The sequence below is a fragment of the Acinetobacter sp. V89_7 genome, from assembly GCF_029967895.1.
GTDB classification, from domain to species: Bacteria; Pseudomonadota; Gammaproteobacteria; order Pseudomonadales; family Moraxellaceae; genus Acinetobacter; species Acinetobacter soli.
This window is the reverse complement of record NZ_JASCAJ010000019.1, coordinates 1-19,398: the sequence shown is the minus strand read 5'-3', so window position 1 is coordinate 19,398 and position 19,398 is coordinate 1. Positions and strand designations below refer to the sequence as shown.

Below are 19,398 nucleotides of genomic sequence, written 5' to 3'. Positions count from 1 at the left end.
AAAAACACTAACGAATCAAGCAACCAAAAACGATGGCGGGTGTATTTGTAGAACACAAATAGAGGGCTTAAGATTTTGATAACTTGATTCCTACGCAGGTTCTAACCTGATCAGGTTCAACGGTACTCGGGATCAAATCATTGCAAGGCAATCATTTACCCAATCTCAGCGAGTTATTACTCGCGCTCCGTCAAGCATGCGCCCATACTAGCACGGATTGCGGATATTTAAAGATCAAAATATGCCACTTTTTAAGAACAAATCCCGATCGGGATCAATTGTATTTTTGCCTGATTTTTCTTAGTCTAGAACAGCACTATTCAAGGTTGATCATTCTTAGATGTCTATAAAAAAACTGATTGTCGTTATGGGGATGTTGGGCGGTGTTCAGTCGCTGTTTGCACTGGATCTGGTGGGTGCCTACGATCTGGCAAAACGAAATGACCCAACCTTGCAAGCTAATTTGTATCAGTTCCAGGCTGATCAACTCAATTTGGGCATTGCCAAAGGTGCCTTGTTACCTACAGTGACCTTGGCGGGCAATCTAACGCGTGACAGACAATCCGTTAAAAATGATCAGTCTTTCGATTTTCCGGGTGGCACAGATGTGTCGAACAGCTTGATTAGCAACACATCGACCAAGAGACAGGTTTCTTTAACCGCACGTCAACCGCTATTTCGAATGGATGCATGGCAGGGCTATAAGCAAGTAAAAACCTCGGTTCAGCTGAGTGAAGTCACGCTGAAAATTCAGATACAGCAACATCTATTAGATGTCGCGCAGGCATATTTTAATGTACTGCGTCAGCAGTCGCTCAACCGCACCTATTTACAAGAAGAACAGGCATTATCTGAACAATTAAAGATGATGAATGCCAAATTACAGCAGGGTTTATTGGCACGAAGCGATGTCAGTGAAGCCAATGCGCAGTATCAAAATGCGCGTGCGAACCGCATTTCAGGTCAGGTGCAGCAGATGCTGGCTCAAGAGCAACTCAATCGGTTTATTGGGCATAACCCAGATCAGGGATTAGCTGTGCTTCGCACCGATGTGGTGTATCAGCCGCCAGTCCCTGCACGCCTAGACGACTGGTTACAACTGGCTCAGACGCACAATTTATCTATTCAGCAAGCTCGTCTACAGCGCCAATATGCAGACGATAATCGCCGTGTGGAAAAAGCAGCACTTTATCCACAGTTAAATGCATTGGCCACTTATGGTTATACCAAGCAAAGTCCAGATACACTGATTTCCACCAATGGTGCCTTTGATCAGATTGGACTGGAGCTAAGCTGGAATCTATTTAATGGCGGACAGACCCAGACCTCAATTAAAAAAGCCGTTGCCCAGCTTGATCAGGCACAGGCCCAACTCGATGCTGCAGAGCGCAGTGCAAGCGTTGAGGTCAAGCAAGCCTTTTTACAATTACAAACCGACCAATCCAAACTCGAAGCGCGACAAGCGGCCATGCGTTCAGCCGAACAGGTATCGCAGGCTTCCTTGGCGAGTTATAACGAAGGCCTCAAAACCATGGTGGATGTCTTGCTGGCGCAGCGCAATGCGTTTTCGGCCAAGCAAGAGTATGTCAATGCCCAATATGATTATCTAATCAATGTGCTCAAGCTCAAAGCTGCGGTTGGACAACTCAGTGAGGAAGATCTGGTGCAGATGAATACATGGCTCAGCAACGATTAAATTTTGAATGAAATTGCGGCATTGTCATTAAAGTTTCACAATGAATGTGCTTTAATCTCTGCTCAACTTTGTACCGTGCATTTAGCCCGTTTTGGAGGCTGTCTTGAGTCCAACTAATCCTGTCTTGACCCATCATATTTCCTCTCAATTTAACGAGGATCTGCAAGGGGTGAATACCAAATTCATGACCATGGGCGGGCTGGTCGAGCAGCAGGTGGCCAATGCAATTCATGCCTTGCTGGATACCGACGTCGAAATGGCGGTCGATGTACAATACCAAGACAACGTGGTGAACCAGTATGAACGCGAAATCGATGAAGGACTGACCCTGATCTTGGCGCGTCGACATCCTGCTGCGATTGACTTGCGTATGGTGATTGCCATGAGTAAAGCCAATACCGACCTTGAACGTATTGGCGATGAAGCTGCAAAAATTGCCCGTATTGCACAAAATTTATGTGAAGAAGGCGGTTCCCCGCGTGGCTACATGGAAACACGCCATATTGGGAATCAGGTACGTGTCATGATTCATGATGCCTTGGATGCCTTTGCACGACTCGATGCAGAACAAGCTTTAAGAGTATTACTGGCCGATGCCGACATTGATCGTGAATATCAGTCTGCGACACGAACCTTGATGACTTATATGATTGAAGATCCACGACATATATCGCGGGTGATCAATGTGATGTGGGTGCTGCGCTCACTTGAACGTATTGGTGATCATGCGCGTAATATTTCAGAGCAAGTCATTTATATGGCCAAAGGCCTCGATGTACGACACACTAAAATTGAAGAAATTGAACAACATGTGCAGCGTAAATAACTCTATTGTGATCAAGCATATTTTTATCAGCCACAAAACACCTTAGCGATATGCTAAGGTTTTTTTATGCACGTAAAAATCGAATCACGTGACCGCAAAACTGACGCCGATCAACCTCAATTTTAAATAAAAATTTTAAATAAAAAAATCCCAGATTTTTTGGGGGAAAATCTGGGATGAAAACATCGTTAAGCTGCATTTTTATTCAAGATGCGGGGTAACATCTTGCTATAAGTTTATAGTAGATCACATTGGTACGGATGTCTTGAGTAGTCTTGTGAGGCTATGTAATGTTATATGATGATCTGTAAGATTATAAAAACAACGTAGTGAATCCGTGACTCAACGGCTTAAGACACATATACATAAAAAACAGGCAGACCGTTTTAGCGTCTGCCTGAGTCAACCAGAAAAGCAAGATTAGTCTTACTCGGGTTTCCAGCCTTCGGCAGTTTCAACACTGGCATCATTGTTGAAGAACTTTTCACGCTGTTCTTCCAGAAACTTTTTCGCTTCAGGTTCAAAAACGTTGAGTCGCTTTTCATTGATGAGCGTGGTTTGATGCTTCAGCCATTCTTGCCATGCCTGTTTAGAAACATGTTCAAACAGTTCCTGACCTTTAGCTCCCGGAAATGGTGCAAAATCGAGGCCTTCCATTTCTTTTTGATATTTACGACAAAATACGTGACGAGTCATGGCGTTTCCTTAAGCATAAAGTTGGGCAAGACGGTCATGAGCGCGTGCAATTGCAGCTTCAACCTGTTTTGGTGATGTTCCGCCAATATGATCACGTGCATTGACAGAGGCTTCGAGGGTGAGGGCTTTGTCAAATACATCGGCGCCGATCAAATCGGAAAACTGTTGGAGTTGCTCAAGTGAAAGTTCAGACAGATCTTTATCTTCTTGTACACCAAGCGCCACTGCTTTACCCACAATCTCGTGCGCATCGCGAAATGCCACGCCTTTTTTCACAAGGTAGTCGGCAAGATCAGTTGCAGTCGAGAATCCACGAAGTGCAGCTTCACGCATAATCTCAATGTTTGGAACCAATGCTGGCACCATGTCGGCAAAGGCCATTAATGAACCGCGTACGGTATCAATCGCATCAAACAACGGTTCTTTGTCTTCTTGGTTGTCTTTGTTATAGGCTAGTGGCTGACCTTTCATGAGCGTGAGCAAGCTAATCAAATCGCCAAACACACGTCCTGATTTACCACGAATCAGTTCAGGTACGTCTGGATTTTTCTTTTGCGGCATAATCGATGAGCCAGTACAGAAGCGATCTGGAATATTCACAAATTTGAACTGTGCCGAAGTCCATAGAATCAGCTCTTCAGACATACGTGACAAATGCATCATGATCAGTGCAGCTGCTGCATTAAATTCAATCGCAAAATCACGATCAGATACTGCATCGAGCGAATTTTCAGAAACAGCTTCAAAACCAAGTAGCTGCGCCGTATAGGCACGATCAATCGGATACGTGGTTCCTGCCAGAGCAGCAGAACCCAATGGCATACGGTTCACGCGTTTGCGGCAATCTTGCAGACGCTCGGTGTCACGAACAAACATTTCAAACCAAGCCAACAGATGATGTCCGAAGGTTACTGGTTGAGCGGTTTGTAAATGGGTAAAGCCTGGCATAATGGTATGCGTATGGCTGGCAGCCAAACCTAACAAGCCCTTTTGCAGGCGCTGTAAAATCGACAAAATATCGTCAATTTCATCGCGTAGGTACAAGCGAATGTCGGTAGCGACTTGGTCGTTACGGCTGCGGCCGGTGTGCAGTTTTTTACCCGTAATCCCAATACGCTGAGTCAAACGTGACTCAATATTCATGTGCACATCTTCTAAATCAATACGCCATTCAAAGCGGCCAGCTTCGATTTCAGCTTTGATTTCACTCAAGCCCTGAATAATATCGTCACGCTCTGCATCAGTAAGTACACCGACTTTGGCAAGCATGGTCGCATGCGCGATAGAGCCTGCGATATCCTGTTTATAAAAACGTTGGTCAAATTGCACAGATGCGGTAAATTCAGCAACAAAGGCATCGGTCGCTTCGGTAAAACGACCGCCCCACATACCAGACGTTTGGTTTGCGGTTGGCTGTTCAGCGGATTGAGAAGATGTGGTCATGTCGGCTCGGTAAAATAAAAAAGAGTATAACAAATTCTGCCGCACTTGCCGACGCATCAAATGACAAGAAAACATAGCGCAGGCACAAGACAGCAATGCAGAAATCCTATTTTTTTACCAAAATTGGTCGTTGGCAACATTTATTAGAACTGATTGTGGCCAGTAATATGCTGGGGTTGGTGCTTACACTGGCAGAAGCAGGGACGTGGACAGCCTTCGATGGGTTGCGCTTATTGCAATATATCTTATTCATTAATTGGGTGGTTTTTGCTTTTTCGGCACTGATCGATCGCTTTCAAAGTAATTTACATCGTTTACCGCAGGTTGCTGCCTTGGGGGTGGCGTTCGTTCTGTTACAAATGATTGTACTACTTACCACCGTCGCAACCAATCTTATGCTGCACTGGGGGAGTCACTTTCATTTTTATACCTCAACATGGCCACAGTTGTTTACTGGCGCCAGCATGCATCTCAGTTATGGCGTGTTATTGGGTGGTTTTTGCCTACGTTATATGTACATGCGGGATCAATGGTTGAAGCAGCAATATAGTGAATTAAATGCCAGAATTCAGGCCATGCAGGCGCGTATTCATCCACATTTTTTGTTTAACAGCCTCAACAATGTGGTCAGTTTGATCAGTATCGATCCGGAAAAAGCCGAAACCTTACTGATCCATTTGTCTCGTTTGTTTAGAGCCAGTTTTCAAGAGCTAAAACTGGTCAGCTTGGCCGATGAAATCGAACTTTGCCAACGCTATTTGGCCATCGAAAGTGTGCGTTTGGGTAGCCGGTTGCATGTGGAATGGAAATTTGATCCGAATCAGCCCCAATTTCAACAGGTCCAGATTCCACTCCTGACTTTACAACCTTTGCTGGAAAACTGTATTTTTCATGGCGTTGAACCGAGGAGTTCACGCAGTACCATTACAATACTGGTTGAAATATTGCAAAGTGAGGTCAGTATAGTCATTACTAATCCGTACAGTCTGGATAAAATAAAATCGAGAAATGGGCACGGTATTGCCGTTGAAAATGTGAAGCAGCGTTTAATTGCGTACTATGGACGTACAGTAAAATTTCAAAATTATTGCGCACGTGAGTTATATACCACAGTGGTAAGTTATCAATACCGATCAAAATAATAAGTCTGAAACCCCTTAAAAACAGGATGTCATGGGGCCACGACAAAGGAGGAAAAATGAGGATTCTGATTTGTGACGATGAACCTCTTGCGATTGAACGTTTGTCACGGTTGGTGGTGCAATTGGGGCATGAAGTGGTTGCGCATGCCTGTAATGGTCGTGACGCGATTGAGCTGGTGGATCAACATCAGCCTGATGTGGTGCTGCTGGATATTCAGATGCCGGAAATGAACGGCTTATTATGTGCAGAACAATTAGGTACATTCGACCCAATGCCGGCGATTATTTTTTGCACCGCCTACGATGATCATGCACTGGATGCGTTTAAATCCAAAGCACAAGGTTATTTACTCAAACCGATTGCGCAAGACGATCTGGCGCGTGTATTGCATCAGTTGCCGCGTTTAAATCAGGCCCAGATCACGCACATTAAACAACAAGATACCCATGATCGTCCTCATCAGCGCCAGCATATTACGGCACGTACTTATCGTGGTGTTGAGCTGATTCCGGTTGAAAATATTTACTATTTTCTGGCAGATCAGAAATACGTCACCGTACGTCATAAGCATGGCAGTGTGCTGATCGACGAGACACTCAAAGATCTCGAGCATGAATTTCAAGATCGTTTTATTCGTATTCATCGCAATGCATTGGTCTCGATGGATTATTTGGACGGTCTGGAACTGATCAGTTCAGGACAATATCAGGTACGCTGTAAAGAGGTCGATGAACGGCTTGCGGTCAGTCGGCGTCATTTACCCTATTTGCGTGATCGCATGCAAAAACTATAAATTTGAGCCAACTTGATCCTGATTTGATGCGCTACGGGGATATTTTACTTGCATTTTTAATCAATCAAGTTAAGTTTAGAGTCTGTTTTTTTATCGATCTGAGCCCTTATGCAGACCTTAAAGATTGCTACACGACAAAGCCCGCTTGCACTTTGGCAGGCAGAACACATTCGTGATCGTTTACAGGCACTTCATCCGGGACTTCAGGTTGAGCTGGTCAAATTTGTGACCCAAGGTGACAAAATTCTAGATACGCCCTTAGCCAAAATTGGGGGTAAAGGCTTATTTGTCAAAGAGCTTGAGGCGGCATTACTGGATGGGCGGGCAGATCTGGCCGTGCATTCCATGAAAGATGTACCGATGCATTTGCCTGAAGGATTAAGCCTCGCGGTGATCTGTGAGCGAGAAGATCCACTCGATGCTTTTGTATCGAATGAGATTAGCCATTTCGATGCACTGCCACAGGGTGCACGCGTGGGTACATCGAGTTTGCGCCGTAAGTGCCAGATTTTAAAGCAACGCCCAGATTTGAATATTATCGATTTACGCGGCAATGTAGGCACGCGGTTATCGAAGCTGGATCAGGGTCAATACGATGCGATTATTCTGGCCAGTGCAGGCCTAAAGCGTTTAGGTCTGAACGAGCGTATTCGTCACACGCTGCTGCCACAGATGAGTTTACCTGCGGTAGGGCAAGGTGCATTAGGGCTGGAATGTCGTTCAGATGATCATGCATTACTGGAACTGATCGCACCACTTGCGCATGAGCATACCAGTGCATGCGTACGTGCTGAACGAGCTTTTAATGCGTATCTTGAAGGCGGTTGTCAGGTACCGATAGCAGGTTATGCCACTCTTGATCATGACCTCTTGACGTTAGAAGGACGAGTTGGCAGTGTAAAGGGTGATATTCTGTTGAAAGATACTGTTCAGGGGCATCCGGATCAGGCCGAAGCACTTGGCATTCAACTTGCAAAACAATTACTTGAGCAAGGCGCTGGCGATTTACTGCGCGAGTTATACCGCGACTAAATATGTATTTTATCAACACGCGACCTCTGGATCGAGCCGATGAGCTAACACAAGCCTTAGCTGCGCAAGGCTTTCGGGTTGAGTGTCTGCCATTACTGGAACTGGTGGAGCAGCCCTTCGATGCGCATTTGAACGCGCTTTATCAAGACTTAACGCATGCGCAAGTGATCGTGGTGGTAAGCCCGACTGCGGTTGAAATTGGAATGCGCTATTTGCAGCGTGCAGGGCTCACCTTGCAGGATGTGGCACAGGCTGACTGGATTGCTGTAGGGCAGCAAACAGCACAAACATTGTCGCATTATGGTATTCAGGCGCACGTACCGACGATCGAAAGTTCTGAGGGGATGCTGCATCTCCCTGTTTTTGAAACTCAGAGCGCGCTCCATCGTGTGGCATTTTGGCGTGGTGAAGGCGGTCGGCAATTTATGATGCAACACTTGGCCGAGCAAGGGATTCAAATTCTCAATTTTGTTTTATATGATCGCCGCTGTCCTCTGGTTAGCAAACAGCAGATTGGCAATATTGCAGCCAAAATTAAAGAACAAAAACAAAGGGCTTGGGTATTAATCAGTAGTGAAGCCAGTTGGCTCAACTGGCTGGCACTGACCCAGTATGATACGCCATTCTTTGATCTATGCGATTACGTAGTCTTGGGCGAACGACTCGAACAAATATTAACGATCTATCAGAACCAGTCTTCACAGAGTTTTACTATCATACGTGTGGAGAATCTTAAGGCGGCAACGCTTTTGCGTCACTTACAGACATAATCAGGAACATTATGAGAAAAATTTTATCTGTCATTTTGATTTTAGCTTTAGGTTGGTTGGCCAAGCTAAGTTATGACATGTTTCAAATTTCTCAGCAGCTTCCGGTGCTTCAACAAAATTTACTCAAACTCGATCAAAATAATGCCAAGCTGAACGATCAACTGGTGGCTTTACAACGCCAGATCGTTACAGCACCTGAACAGCATTCGCCTTCATCGGCACCGGTTACAAATGCTGCTTTTACAGCAAATCCGGTTGTTTTGATCAAGCAACAGTTGGAGTTTGTCGAATTTGCATTGCAACAACAACAATATACATTGGCAGTTGAAAAGCTCAATGAACTGGATCAATCTTTAGGGCTATTTAATCTGGCACCTACACTCAAAGACAGTCTGCATGTGGCTTTGGCCCAAGACCGACAAACCATTCAGCAGGTAGTGAATGTTAAATCGGCACAGCGTGAACAATTTAATGCTTTAATTTCGCAAATGGACAAACTGCTACAACAAGCTGGACATCAGTCGCGTGTGGAGCTTGATCGTAGTGACACGACGTATTTCTGGCAAGGCTGGTTCCAGTTTGAGAAGGTTCAGCAGCCCTCAGCCAATCTTATGAATCGACAATTAGTTTTTAAAGAAGTTCAGTTGCGTTTGATTTTAGCCAAACAAGCACTTAATTTGGGGCAGGTCACTGAGTATCAAACCACTATCCAAACCATCATCGAGCAAATAGGCCAGCTACCCGATAAAAACAGCCAGCAATTAAAATCAAAATTTGAAAAACTCAAGCAGGTGCCCGTTGTTCCTGTACCTAAACTTGCCGCTTTAGCGCTGATCGGCTAGAAGGAAGCTGTATGAAAGGATTAATCTGGACCTATCTGATTGGTGCCTTGTTTGTTTTGGCGATACTGAGTGTTTTAAGTTATGGCTTTGGTGCCGGGTATGTGTATGTCTACTGGCGTGACTGGCAGCTACAAACAACTGTTTGGGCATCCATTTTTGTCATTGCCATATTAGGTTTTGTGTTGCAACTGCTCTGGATTAGCGTGAAGCGCTATTTAAGCCGTGAGCAACGTAAACTAGAAACGGTTTTTGATTTTAAAAACCTACATCCTTATGAACAACTTGGTGTCATCTGGCTGCTTGATGCTGCACAAGATCAACATGCATTTATCGATCGAATTTTTACCCAATCTGGTTTGTTAAAAGGCATTGTTGAATCCAAGCTGCTGTCTAGGCAAGGTCATTATACACAGGCACTCAACGCACTGAATCATACCGCGCCGATGGCATTTGAGCTGGCAGAGTTGCAACGTATCGAAATTTTTCTTGCTTTGCATGATACAGAAAAGGCTTTAACGCACCTCGAATTTCTTCAACAGCATCAGTTATCACCTTGGCTCAAAGATATTGAGCAGTCCTATCGCCAAAAGATTACAGAATACTGGGGACGTTTAGCCCTTCAGCAATCTTGGTTATATTTACGCTCGCTTCAATATGGGCATCTAGATGCACATACACGTGATCTTTGGTTGCAACAGGTATTAACTCAGTTTGAAGAGGCATCGGTAGATGATTTATATGCCTTACAGCAACGTTATTTAGAATTGGAACAAGAAATACAGACAAGGCCGTATAGTAGTAAGGTGCTCTGGCTAAAACTTTTATCACGCATGCCAGAAATGAGTATTCAGCATGAGCGTTTGGCATTGCATTTACTACGTGAACAGTTTGATCGGGACGTATTTTATTTATGGTTTCAGCAACAATTGTTAAAACAAGCACCAGATTATGCTGATATTGAAACTAAAATTGAAGAAATGGAACAGATATATTTAAGTCAGCCGATTTTAAGTTTTGCTAAATGGTATGTTTATGAAGCCACTGAGCGGCATGCGCAAGCAGATGCATTACTGACACTGTATCCAGACAATGTTTTAATGAGCTATTTAAGAATTAAAGCGAAAATTAAAGACAATGATGAGTTGGTTCAACAGCTCAATCTTATTTTTGAAAATGATGCAAATTTTATTCAATTTAAAATATGAGAAAAAAGATGAAGGAACTCAATCAACATCCTGTTATCCATGAGCAGGCGGTCGCGTGGGGCGACATGGACGCATTCGGTCACGTGAATAATGTGTTGTATTATCGTTATATCGAAAGTGCCCGGATTAAATATATGGACATTTTGGATTTTTTTGCAGCAGAGGTGTATACCGTTGTTGCCTCAAATCAGTGCAAATATTTAAAACCCGTATTTTATCCCGATACACTTAAAATTACGGCATCTATTGAAGAGATTCGGACCAGCGGTTTTAAAATGACGTATCAGATCTGGAGTACGACACAAAATACTTGGGTGGCCAGTGCTGAAGCCATTATGGTGGTAGTCGATAAAAACACCTTAAAAAAACAGGCTATTCCAAATAATATAAAAAACAAGATTATTGAGCTTGAAACTGTTGCTGGAAATACACCTACTGTTTTTTAATTGAGATCAATTAAGTCAAAATTAAGATTTGTATAAATAATGAAAGCGACGCTTTAATCATATTTATTTAAATAGATTCCTGTTTTAACATGAAGACATTGCTTGATTATTTAAACTAATCTAAATATTATGAGCTTAGATGTGATTTAAACAGTTAGCGTTATTGGTCTATTGTTAAAAAGTTTTAATAAACTTGGAGTTGGTTTAAATGAAACCAGATATTAGCGAATTATCCGTTGAAGATTTAAAGCGTTTGCAAGCAGAAGCTGAGCAACTTATTGCCTCTAAAAAAGATCAAGCAATTGAAGATGCGTATAACCAAATTTTAGAAGTTGCTGAAAGCGTGGGGTATAGCGTTGAGCAGTTACTTGAATACGGCGCGCAAAAACGTAAGAAAACAACACGTAAATCTGTAGAGCCACGCTATCGCAGCAAGAGCAATCCAGAAGAAACGTGGACTGGTCGTGGTAAACAACCGCGCTGGTTAGTCGCTGAGCTTGAAAAAGGTGCAAAATTAGAAGATTTCCTTATCTAATTTCATCATTCGGTCACCTTTGGCCAGTAAGCTCGATTAAACCAAGCATCTGCTTGGTTTTTTTATATAAGTGAATTGGCGATGATGGAAAAGTATGCATAATGTCGTAAAGAGAGGAAATTCCTCATCCATGGAAGACACTGTGCAGCGGTAATGACTGAATGAATAAAAAGTCGAAACAATTAAAATGGTGGATCTTTGCAGTCATTGTCTTTGGAGTATTTGTAATTTTACAGATTCCAGCCAACTGGTTAATTGCAAAATTTTCGAAAAACAACCAAGTCTTGAGTAATGTCTCAGGCAATATCTGGCAAGGTCAAGCCGACTGGCATAAAGATCAGCTAAAGGGTTCTGTGCACTGGACTGTCCGTCCGATGGATCTGTTTTTATTAAAGCTTGGCGCACACGTAGAAATTCATAGTGCCAATACTGTTTTAAATGGCAATGTCGGTTACGGTTTTGGGAAAAAATTCAGCATTCGAAATTTAAACGGCGAGATTGCACCCGACACCTTAAAAGCACTCGTCAATTGGCAATGGCCAAATAATAGTATCCAGCTTAAAGATGTCCAGTTGAATTATCAAAAAGCGCAAGGATTCAGCGCAGCATCTGGCAATATGCAATGGGCGGGTGGGCCTTTGGGGTATACCTTTGCCCAGCGCCAAGAGCGTATGAATATGCCATCGCTGCAAGGGACTGTATTGAATCAAGATAATCAACTTGAATTTGATATCCGTGATCAGCGTAATCAAAAAATGGTGAATTTATTGCTGGCACCCGACCTCATGCTTGATGTTCGTCTTACCCAGCGTTTTCTACTGAATGTACCCTCGTATAACGGTCAGGCCGGGCTTGATACCTATGTGATCAGTTCACGTCAGCCCCTGCTTAAAGGAGCGTCATAATGCTCAAGTCATGGGTGGAAACCATTCGGCAAAAACGGCTCGGTCAATTGGATCGCTTGGCACCTCTCATATTGGGGCTGTTGATTGTGTGGCTGTGCTGGAAGCTGGCAGCACTGTTCTGGCTAATTCTAGCCCCTCCACAGGCGATGCAGTTTGAGCGGGTTCAATTAGGATCACAACAAGCGCAAATTCCGAATATCAGCAGCTTTGCCCTGTTTAACGAGCCACAATTGTCGAATAATCCCAATGATCAGCAAAACTTTGAGTTACAGGGGGTGATGCTGGCGTATCCATCACGATTGTCTTCTGCTGTGATCAAGGGTAAAGACAGTGTGGATCGTTATCGTGTGGGTGAGGCAGTGGACAATAGCAGCTATCAACTCAGTGAAGTGTATTGGGATCATGTGGTCTTGAGTCAGCCCAACGGCACCACGCGTGAAATTCGGTTTAAAGGCATGGAAAATGGGCTGTATCAACCGATTCTGGGTACCACGACCACCCCTCAAAATGCTACATCCGTTCCTCCTGCAAGTAATACCGGTAGCTCTGGTTCGGGAGCCGCTTTGGGTCAGGCCATTCAGCAAATGCAGCAAAATCGTGAGCAATATTTGGAAAATATGGGCGTCAGCAGCACCGCCGATGGCTATGAGGTGACCGAACGGACACCCGCGGCTTTAAAAAATACATTGGGCTTAAGGGCTGGAGATCGTATATTGTCTGTCAATGGTCAACGTGTTGGACAAGGACAAAACGATGTTCAATTGCTAGAACAGGCGCGACGTGATGGACAAGTGAAAATAGAAATAAAACGTGGTGATCAAGTGATGACCGTACAACAAAGTTTTAAGTGATATCAGATGGTCACCATAATTTTAGGAAAAATAACCCGCTATGGCTTTATTTAATCATCGTCCCATTTGGGCTTTAGTTGCAGCCGCTCCGGTGATGGCTGTGATCAGTACAAGCACGTATGCACAAACATGGAAAATTAATTTACGCGATGCCGATTTAACGGCTTTTATCAATGAAGTGGCGGATATCACGGGTAAAAATTTTGCAGTTGATCCACGTGTTCGAGGCAACGTCACGGTCATTTCCAACAAGCCATTAACGCGTGATGAAGTCTATGATTTATTTCTGGGTGTACTGAACGTCAATGGCGTGGTGGCGATTCCTTCTGGTAATACCATCAAACTGGTGCCAGACAGCAACGTTAAAAATGCAGGTTTACCTTACGATATGCGCAATCGCGCCCGTGGAGACCAAGTGGTCACGCGGGTTATTTGGGTAGAAAACACCAATCCAAACGATCTGATTCCGGCGTTGCGGCCTTTGATGCCTCAATTTGCCAGTCTTGCTGCCGTGCCGGGCACAAATGCACTAATTGTCTCAGATCGGGCGGCAAACATTGCACAACTCGAAACCATTATTCGTAACCTCGATGGTACGGGACAAAATGATGTCGAGGCCATTACCCTGCAAAATAGCCAAGCTGAAGAAATGGTGGGGCTACTTGAGTCAATCAGTTCAACAGGCGCTTCAAAAGATGTGACTGGTTCACGTGTCAGAATTATTGCTGATGCCCGCACCAACCGGATTTTGATCAAAGGGGATACCGGAACGCGTAAGCGAATCCGCAACATGATTGAAACCTTAGATGTACCCTCAGCAGATCGCTTGGGTGGATTGAAGGTATTTCGTCTCAAATATGCCAGTGCCAAGAACCTGGCAGAAATTTTACAAGGGCTGGTCAGTGGTCAGGCCGTAAATAGCTCGCAAAGTAAAACTGGGAGTAACTCAGGTTCATCTTCTTCCACTGGTCTCAATAGCCTCATTGGTGGAAGTGCATCGCAGAGTAATACCACGGGCAGCAATAACGCTACATCTGGTTCATCCATTAATCTCAATAGCAGTAATAATGCGAACAATCAAAACAGCATCACCAGTTTTAACAATAATGGTGTCAGTATTATTGCCGACAGTGCACAAAATGCTTTGGTGGTCAAAGCAGAACCACAATTGATGCGCGAAATTGAATCGGCGATTCAGCAACTCGATATTCGCCGTGAACAAGTCTTGATTGAAGCAGCCATTATTGAGGTGTCGGGGGACGATGCCGATCAACTCGGGATTCAGTGGGCGCTGGGTGATTTAAGCAGTGGTATTGGCTTGATCAGTTTTAGCAACGTAGGCGCGAGCCTAGCTTCAATTGCGGCAGGTTATTTGTCTAATGGCTCTACAGGTGCTGCATCTGCGATTGCCAGTGGTTCAAATGGTGGCAATGGTGCGACCTTGGCATTGGGTAATTTTAGTAACTCACGAAAAGCCTATGGTGCGCTCATTCAGGCACTTAAGACCAATACCAAATCTAATTTGCTTTCTACACCATCGATTGTCACGATGGACAACGAAGAAGCCTATATTGTGGTGGGGCAGAATGTTCCATTTGTGACGGGGTCGGTCTCAACAACTTCAACGGGTGTGGCCAATCCCTACACCACGGTAGAGCGTAAAGATGTGGGTGTCACGCTCAAGGTGATTCCGCACATTGGTGAAAACGGCACGGTGCGTCTGGAAGTCGAGCAAGAAGTTTCTGCTGTGCAAGACAAGGGTCAAGCCACCGATCTGATTACCAGCAAACGTGCCATCAAAACATCAGTTTTGGCAGAACACGGCCAGACTGTGGTCTTAGGTGGCCTCATTTCGGATAACCGCACGTTGTCGCGTCAAGGTTTGCCGGGTTTAAGCAGTATTCCCTACGTTGGGCGTTTGTTCCGTGCAGATTCAAATAGCAACGAAAAACGTAATCTGCTGGTGTTTATTCACCCAACCATTGTGGGCGATGCCAATGATGTGCGCCGGATTTCGCAGCAGCGCTACAATCAGCTTTACAGTTTACAGCTCTCTATGGATAAAAATGGCAACTTCGCTAAATTGCCAGAAAATCTAGAACAGCTCTACCAACAACCTGCCGCGCCTGTCGCTGCGATTCCGAGCACTCCTTATCAGCAGGTTCCCGTCACAACGGTCACCACGCCAGTGGCAACAGTACGCCCAAGTTCACCCGTTGTGCGTAAGGGGACTTCTTATGCCTTACCCATACAGCCGACTGTAAAAACCCAGTCCTTGAGTGAGCCAGAAGTAGAGCGAACCAGAAATACAGTGACCACCACCACCTTGCGACCTGTGTCATAACGGCAGGCGACGAAGACATGAAGCATGTTATGATGATCACAAATCACGATAAGAGACAGACTTAAGATGATGACGTGGAAATTACAAGCCATTACAGGTGAATTTACAGGACAGGAAATTGCGATTGAGCAGGACATGCTGGTGGGTCGCCATCAGGATGCCGGTTTGGTTTTGCAAGCGGCCGAAGTATCGCGTAAACATGCAGCGCTACTGCTGCAAAACGATCAACTTTGGGTGCAAGATCTAAAATCATCCAATGGTACTTTTGTGAATGACGTGCGTATCGAGGGCGAAGTACAGCTTCACGATGCCGATATTGTTCAGTTTGCCAGTCTTAAATTTGCAGTGTTGGCACCAGCAAAACCACAACTTGAGCGAGAGGCGTTGCCTGAGGTTGAGCTTGAACCGGTTCATCATTCGGTGGAACAGCCAAATGTTAATGCGCATCAGACACAGCCCGTCGATGCAGGTATGCCAACTTTAACCGAACGTGATACCGGTGCTGAAGTGAGCCGTGAAGGTATGCCGCAAAACGTTGCTGTACCAAAACCTGCGCCAATTCCGGACGGCGTGGTGGTGAATGCAACACCAGATCCGAAACCTGTGGCCATTGAGCAACCAGTTTCGTCGGTAGAAAAAGAAATTGAACAACGTAAAAATGCCTCTGTGGGTTTTATGACCATCGTGGTGTTGATTATTCTTGCAGTGATGGCGTGGGTATTTTTAAAGTAAGCATGCCCGATCAATCGTAAGGTCACTCAAGGCATGCCAAACGCATGCCTTTTGGTTTTTAGCAGACAGGTAAAATATGAGTGTAGTGCAATTAGAGCGTCGTCAATTGGTATTGTTTGATCTAGATGGAACCTTGGTCGATACCGCATCCGATATGTATCGTGCCATGAACATCACCTTGCGTGATCTTGGCTGGCCGGAAGTGAGTGAGAAACAAATTCGTCAGTGGGTTGGACAGGGCACAGGCAAACTCTGTGATGCGGTGCTGACTTTTTTATTTCAGCAGATCGATCCTGAGCGTCATCAGCAGCTTCTGGCGCACTACCTGCATGTCTATGCCCAAGAGTTATGTGTGACCAGTCGGCTATTTGATGGCGTTGAAGCATTTTTACAATATTGTCAGGCACAGCACATTTGTATGGCATGTGTCACCAACAAACCAGAGGCACTTGCGCGCAAGTTGCTTGAAGAACTAGACATTGCGCATTATTTCGATCTGGTGGTGGGAGGGGATAGTTTGCCAGTTCGCAAGCCCGATCCATTACCCCTTCTACATAGTGCTGCACAATTTAATGTCGAGCCTCACGCAACACTCATGATTGGCGACTCTAAAAATGATGTGGAAGCAGCACGTCGCGCGGGTATCGATTGTATTGTGGTCAGCTATGGCTATAATCATGGAGAAAATATTTACGACAGTCAGCCACAACAGGTGGTGGACCGTTTAGATCAACTGATTTAGTAATACAGGGGTGGGGCATGTATCAGCGCATGGTGTTTCGATGGCGATAATCGCGTCTTTAATCACTTTTATCGGGCTTCACTTAAAACCATTGAGATAACATCATGACAACACACATTCAGTTTGAACAACTTAAAGCTGCTGGCTACAACACGATTCCCGTGTATCGACAACGTTTGGCCGATACCGATACGCCACTGTCGGTCTTTGCGCGTTTGCGCGATCATACTCAAGCATATTTGTTTGAGTCGGTAGAGGGAGGTGAAAACTGGGCGCGCTACTCCATTATTGGGCTGGGAGAATCTACGGTTTTTTCCTGTAATGCAGGGCAGTTGACCATTAAAAATCCACAAGGTCAGATTTCTACTCAACCATGCACAGATCCGTTTACCTATATTCGCGAGTACCAGCAACAGTTTAAGGTTCCACCGCACGCACTCACACCAGAACTCCCGCAATTTTCTGGGGGCTTGGTGGGCTACTTTGGTTACGATGCGGTGCGTTATATCGAGCCGCGCCTGAATAACGTACCAGAGGCTGATCCAGTTGGATTACCTGATATCTGGATGATGCTTTCCAAGACCGTAATTATTTTTGACAATCTCAAAGACACACTGTTTCTAATTGTGCATGCCGATACTGCACATGAAGATGCTTTTACACAGGCACAACATCAACTCGACAGCCTTGAGCAGTTACTGGCGACACCGGTGAGCCTGCAGGCAAAACCGCATACGCCGCCGCACTTCGAATCGCTCACTGGCAAAGACAACTTCTTGGCATCGATTGAAACGGTGAAAGAATATATCCGTGCTGGGGATGTCATGCAGGTAGTTCCGGGTCATCGTATGGTATCGGATTTTGATGGGGATCCTTTACAGGTTTACCGTGCGCTGCGTCATCTTAATCCATCGCCGTATCTTTTTTTGGTGCAGGGACAGACCTTAACCGATCAGACACCGTTTCATATTGTGGGTTCTTCACCAGAGATTCTATCGCGTCTGGAAGATGGGATTGCCACAGTACGACCACTGGCCGGTACCCGACCACGTGGCAAGACCAAAGAAGAAGATCTGGCGCTGGAAAAAGAGCTCTTGGCCGATGAGAAAGAAATTGCAGAGCACTTGATGCTGATCGATCTTGGGCGTAACGATGTGGGCCGTGTATCCAAGATTGGTAAAGTACAAGTGACGGACCGGATGGTGATCGAACGCTATTCACATGTCATGCATATTGTCTCGAATGTGCAGGGTGAAGTCCGTGACGATATCGATGCGTTAGATGTCTTTAAGGCAACTTTCCCTGCGGGCACCCTTTCCGGTGCACCAAAAATTCGTGCGATGGAAATTATCGACGAAGTAGAACCGGTTAAACGCGGTATTTTTGGTGGCGCAGTCGGTTATTTAGGCTGGCATGGTGAAATGGACATGTCGATTGCGATCCGCACATGTGTCATTCGTGAAAATAAGGTGTATGTACAGGCGGGGGCAGGGCTTGTAGCAGACTCAAATCCTGAATCTGAGTGGAATGAAACCCAAATAAAAGCTCGCGCAGTGATCAAAGCGGTTGAATTATCGTCAAACGGATTGATTTTATGAGTTTTTAGCGGTTTTTTTTAAAAAACCGCTTGCATCGTTTGTGAGTTTTGCTAAACTGCACACCGTTCCGATACGAAACGTACGAAACACTAAGAAGCGCCGGCATAGCTCAGTTGGTAGAGCAACTGACTTGTAATCAGTAGGTCCACAGTTCGAATCCGTGTGCCGGCACCATCTTAAAGTGGTTCAATGTTGAAGTAAAGAACTTACACTGAAAGTTAAGTGTGATATTGGTGAGATTCCCGAGCGGTCAAAGGGGGCGGACTGTAACTCCGCTACGAAAGTTTCGAAGGTTCGAATCCTTCTCTCACCACCAACTAACTTCGATTGAAGTGGTAAATGTACCAACGCTGTGCGGGAGTAACTCAGTTGGTAGAGTGGCAGCCTTCCAAGCTGCATGTCGCGAGTTCGATCCTCGTCTCCCGCTCCATCGAAGGATTATCGCTCTTATAGCTCAGTGGTAGAGCACTCCCTTGGTAAGGGAGAGGTCTCGAGTTCAAATCTCGATAAGAGCTCCAGATACAGTTTGGTAGAGTAAAATCTACAAAGATTTCAAAAAGCAGGCTAATTAGTCTGCTTTTAAAGTATTGGGCGTCTGTTTTTTTAGACTAATGTCGATGTGCTGAGTAGCTTCGATGCCTTTTGTAGCCTCTTGTAGCTTGCTTTCGACGTAAACGAGGAAGATCATCATGGCTAAAGCCAAGTTTGAACGTAATAAGCCGCACGTAAACGTGGGCACAATTGGTCACGTTGACCATGGTAAAACAACTCTTACTGCTGCGATCGCAACTATCTGTGC

At 45.0% G+C, this 19,398-nt stretch carries 19 protein-coding genes, 4 tRNA genes and 1 riboswitch; of the genes, 21 read left to right on the top strand and 2 right to left on the bottom strand.

Annotation, left to right across the window (positions count from 1 at the left end; all coding sequences use genetic code 11):
* Window positions 1-70 precede the first annotated feature (70 nt).
* Window positions 71-200, bottom strand: a riboswitch (TPP riboswitch).
* Window positions 201-340: 140 nt separating this feature from the next.
* Together QLG00_RS04310 and phoU are read left to right on the top strand one after the other, a co-directional pair.
* Window positions 341-1,696, top strand: coding sequence for a TolC family outer membrane protein (locus QLG00_RS04310; RefSeq protein WP_282470558.1), 1,356 nt, complete (start codon window positions 341-343; stop codon window positions 1,694-1,696).
* A 103-nt stretch (window positions 1,697-1,799) separates the two neighbouring features.
* Entirely contained in the window at window positions 1,800-2,522 is a 723-nt protein-coding gene (gene phoU / locus QLG00_RS04305; protein WP_004932310.1) for a phosphate signaling complex protein PhoU, read from the top strand.
* Window positions 2,523-2,948: 426 nt separating this feature from the next.
* On the opposite strand, the gene QLG00_RS04300 is transcribed toward phoU, so the two are convergent.
* A complete protein-coding gene (locus QLG00_RS04300) occupies window positions 2,949-3,218 on the bottom strand; it encodes an oxidative damage protection protein (RefSeq protein ID WP_048766022.1) in 270 nt (89 codons plus the stop codon).
* A gap of 9 nt (window positions 3,219-3,227) precedes the next feature.
* Window positions 3,228-4,661 carry an argininosuccinate lyase gene (gene argH / locus QLG00_RS04295; protein WP_004932317.1) on the bottom strand — a complete coding sequence of 478 codons (1,434 nt, stop codon included), beginning with the start codon at window positions 4,659-4,661 and terminating at the stop codon, window positions 3,228-3,230.
* A 95-nt stretch (window positions 4,662-4,756) separates the two neighbouring features.
* Here argH and QLG00_RS04290 point away from each other — a divergent pair, with 95 nt between their 5' ends.
* From QLG00_RS04290 to QLG00_RS04200, 19 genes are all read left to right on the top strand, one after another.
* Window positions 4,757-5,803 (top strand): histidine kinase, encoded by a 1,047-nt coding sequence (locus tag QLG00_RS04290; protein ID WP_282470557.1) that lies wholly within the window; start codon window positions 4,757-4,759, stop codon window positions 5,801-5,803.
* Between the two features lie 56 nt (window positions 5,804-5,859).
* Window positions 5,860-6,597: a LytTR family DNA-binding domain-containing protein gene (locus QLG00_RS04285; RefSeq protein WP_004932323.1), complete on the top strand. Its 738-nt coding sequence runs from the start codon at window positions 5,860-5,862 to the stop codon at window positions 6,595-6,597.
* 108 nt (window positions 6,598-6,705) lie between these two features.
* Window positions 6,706-7,629, top strand: a complete 924-nt coding sequence (gene hemC, locus QLG00_RS04280) for a hydroxymethylbilane synthase (RefSeq protein WP_088458840.1) — start codon at window positions 6,706-6,708, stop codon at window positions 7,627-7,629.
* A gap of 2 nt (window positions 7,630-7,631) precedes the next feature.
* Window positions 7,632-8,399, top strand: a complete 768-nt coding sequence (locus QLG00_RS04275) for a uroporphyrinogen-III synthase (RefSeq protein ID WP_282470556.1) — start codon at window positions 7,632-7,634, stop codon at window positions 8,397-8,399.
* 11 nt (window positions 8,400-8,410) lie between these two features.
* Entirely contained in the window at window positions 8,411-9,241 is an 831-nt protein-coding gene (locus QLG00_RS04270; protein ID WP_076033385.1) for a hypothetical protein, read from the top strand.
* An 11-nt stretch (window positions 9,242-9,252) separates the two neighbouring features.
* Window positions 9,253-10,446, top strand: coding sequence for a hypothetical protein (locus tag QLG00_RS04265; protein WP_025095807.1), 1,194 nt, complete (start codon window positions 9,253-9,255; stop codon window positions 10,444-10,446).
* Between the two features lie 8 nt (window positions 10,447-10,454).
* The gene (locus QLG00_RS04260) at window positions 10,455-10,892 is read left to right on the top strand and encodes a thioesterase family protein (RefSeq protein ID WP_149930909.1); all 438 of its coding nucleotides are present in this window, start codon (window positions 10,455-10,457) and stop codon (window positions 10,890-10,892) included.
* A 208-nt stretch (window positions 10,893-11,100) separates the two neighbouring features.
* Window positions 11,101-11,427, top strand: coding sequence for an H-NS histone family protein (locus tag QLG00_RS04255; protein ID WP_004932341.1), 327 nt, complete (start codon window positions 11,101-11,103; stop codon window positions 11,425-11,427).
* A 161-nt stretch (window positions 11,428-11,588) separates the two neighbouring features.
* Window positions 11,589-12,332 carry a type II secretion system protein N gene (gene gspN / locus QLG00_RS04250; RefSeq protein WP_282470555.1) on the top strand — a complete coding sequence of 248 codons (744 nt, stop codon included), beginning with the start codon at window positions 11,589-11,591 and terminating at the stop codon, window positions 12,330-12,332.
* Window positions 12,332-13,183 carry a type II secretion system protein N gene (locus QLG00_RS04245; RefSeq protein WP_004932348.1) on the top strand — a complete coding sequence of 284 codons (852 nt, stop codon included), beginning with the start codon at window positions 12,332-12,334 and terminating at the stop codon, window positions 13,181-13,183. Before gspN ends, QLG00_RS04245 begins: the two co-directional genes overlap by 1 nt.
* Before the next feature lie 40 nt (window positions 13,184-13,223).
* Window positions 13,224-15,527: a type II secretion system secretin GspD gene (gspD, locus tag QLG00_RS04240; protein WP_282470554.1), complete on the top strand. Its 2,304-nt coding sequence runs from the start codon at window positions 13,224-13,226 to the stop codon at window positions 15,525-15,527.
* A gap of 69 nt (window positions 15,528-15,596) precedes the next feature.
* Complete coding sequence (locus QLG00_RS04235; RefSeq protein WP_025095803.1) at window positions 15,597-16,259, top strand: FHA domain-containing protein; 663 nt, start codon at window positions 15,597-15,599, stop codon at window positions 16,257-16,259.
* A gap of 76 nt (window positions 16,260-16,335) precedes the next feature.
* Complete coding sequence (locus QLG00_RS04230; RefSeq protein ID WP_282470553.1) at window positions 16,336-17,001, top strand: phosphoglycolate phosphatase; 666 nt, start codon at window positions 16,336-16,338, stop codon at window positions 16,999-17,001.
* Window positions 17,002-17,105: 104 nt separating this feature from the next.
* Window positions 17,106-18,599, top strand: coding sequence for an anthranilate synthase component I (gene trpE, locus QLG00_RS04225; RefSeq protein ID WP_282470552.1), 1,494 nt, complete (start codon window positions 17,106-17,108; stop codon window positions 18,597-18,599).
* A gap of 98 nt (window positions 18,600-18,697) precedes the next feature.
* Window positions 18,698-18,773 (top strand) — tRNA-Thr (locus QLG00_RS04220).
* A 58-nt stretch (window positions 18,774-18,831) separates the two neighbouring features.
* A tRNA-Tyr gene (locus QLG00_RS04215) sits at window positions 18,832-18,915 on the top strand.
* A gap of 38 nt (window positions 18,916-18,953) precedes the next feature.
* A tRNA-Gly gene (locus QLG00_RS04210) sits at window positions 18,954-19,029 on the top strand.
* Window positions 19,030-19,042: 13 nt separating this feature from the next.
* A tRNA-Thr gene (locus QLG00_RS04205) sits at window positions 19,043-19,117 on the top strand.
* 171 nt (window positions 19,118-19,288) lie between these two features.
* The coding region (locus QLG00_RS04200; protein ID WP_017396676.1) for a GTP-binding protein at window positions 19,289-19,398 on the top strand (110 nt) is incomplete at its 3' end.

Excerpts from the sequence above, each read along its gene's own strand:
- QLG00_RS04310 (WP_282470558.1), top strand. The coding sequence starts at position 341 with ATGTCTATAAAAAAACTGATTGTCGTTATGGGGATGTTGGGCGGTGTT.
- QLG00_RS04300 (WP_048766022.1), bottom strand. The coding sequence starts at position 3,218 with ATGACTCGTCACGTATTTTGTCGTAAATATCAAAAAGAAATGGAAGGC.
- argH (WP_004932317.1), bottom strand. The coding sequence starts at position 4,661 with ATGACCACATCTTCTCAATCCGCTGAACAGCCAACCGCAAACCAAACG.
- QLG00_RS04290 (WP_282470557.1), top strand. The coding sequence starts at position 4,757 with ATGCAGAAATCCTATTTTTTTACCAAAATTGGTCGTTGGCAACATTTA.
- QLG00_RS04285 (WP_004932323.1), top strand. The coding sequence starts at position 5,860 with ATGAGGATTCTGATTTGTGACGATGAACCTCTTGCGATTGAACGTTTG.
- hemC (WP_088458840.1), top strand. The coding sequence starts at position 6,706 with ATGCAGACCTTAAAGATTGCTACACGACAAAGCCCGCTTGCACTTTGG.
- QLG00_RS04275 (WP_282470556.1), top strand. The coding sequence starts at position 7,632 with ATGTATTTTATCAACACGCGACCTCTGGATCGAGCCGATGAGCTAACA.
- QLG00_RS04270 (WP_076033385.1), top strand. The coding sequence starts at position 8,411 with ATGAGAAAAATTTTATCTGTCATTTTGATTTTAGCTTTAGGTTGGTTG.
- QLG00_RS04265 (WP_025095807.1), top strand. The coding sequence starts at position 9,253 with ATGAAAGGATTAATCTGGACCTATCTGATTGGTGCCTTGTTTGTTTTG.
- QLG00_RS04260 (WP_149930909.1), top strand. The coding sequence starts at position 10,455 with ATGAAGGAACTCAATCAACATCCTGTTATCCATGAGCAGGCGGTCGCG.
- QLG00_RS04255 (WP_004932341.1), top strand. The coding sequence starts at position 11,101 with ATGAAACCAGATATTAGCGAATTATCCGTTGAAGATTTAAAGCGTTTG.
- gspN (WP_282470555.1), top strand. The coding sequence starts at position 11,589 with ATGAATAAAAAGTCGAAACAATTAAAATGGTGGATCTTTGCAGTCATT.
- QLG00_RS04245 (WP_004932348.1), top strand. The coding sequence starts at position 12,332 with ATGCTCAAGTCATGGGTGGAAACCATTCGGCAAAAACGGCTCGGTCAA.
- gspD (WP_282470554.1), top strand. The coding sequence starts at position 13,224 with ATGGCTTTATTTAATCATCGTCCCATTTGGGCTTTAGTTGCAGCCGCT.
- QLG00_RS04235 (WP_025095803.1), top strand. The coding sequence starts at position 15,597 with ATGACGTGGAAATTACAAGCCATTACAGGTGAATTTACAGGACAGGAA.
- QLG00_RS04230 (WP_282470553.1), top strand. The coding sequence starts at position 16,336 with ATGAGTGTAGTGCAATTAGAGCGTCGTCAATTGGTATTGTTTGATCTA.
- trpE (WP_282470552.1), top strand. The coding sequence starts at position 17,106 with ATGACAACACACATTCAGTTTGAACAACTTAAAGCTGCTGGCTACAAC.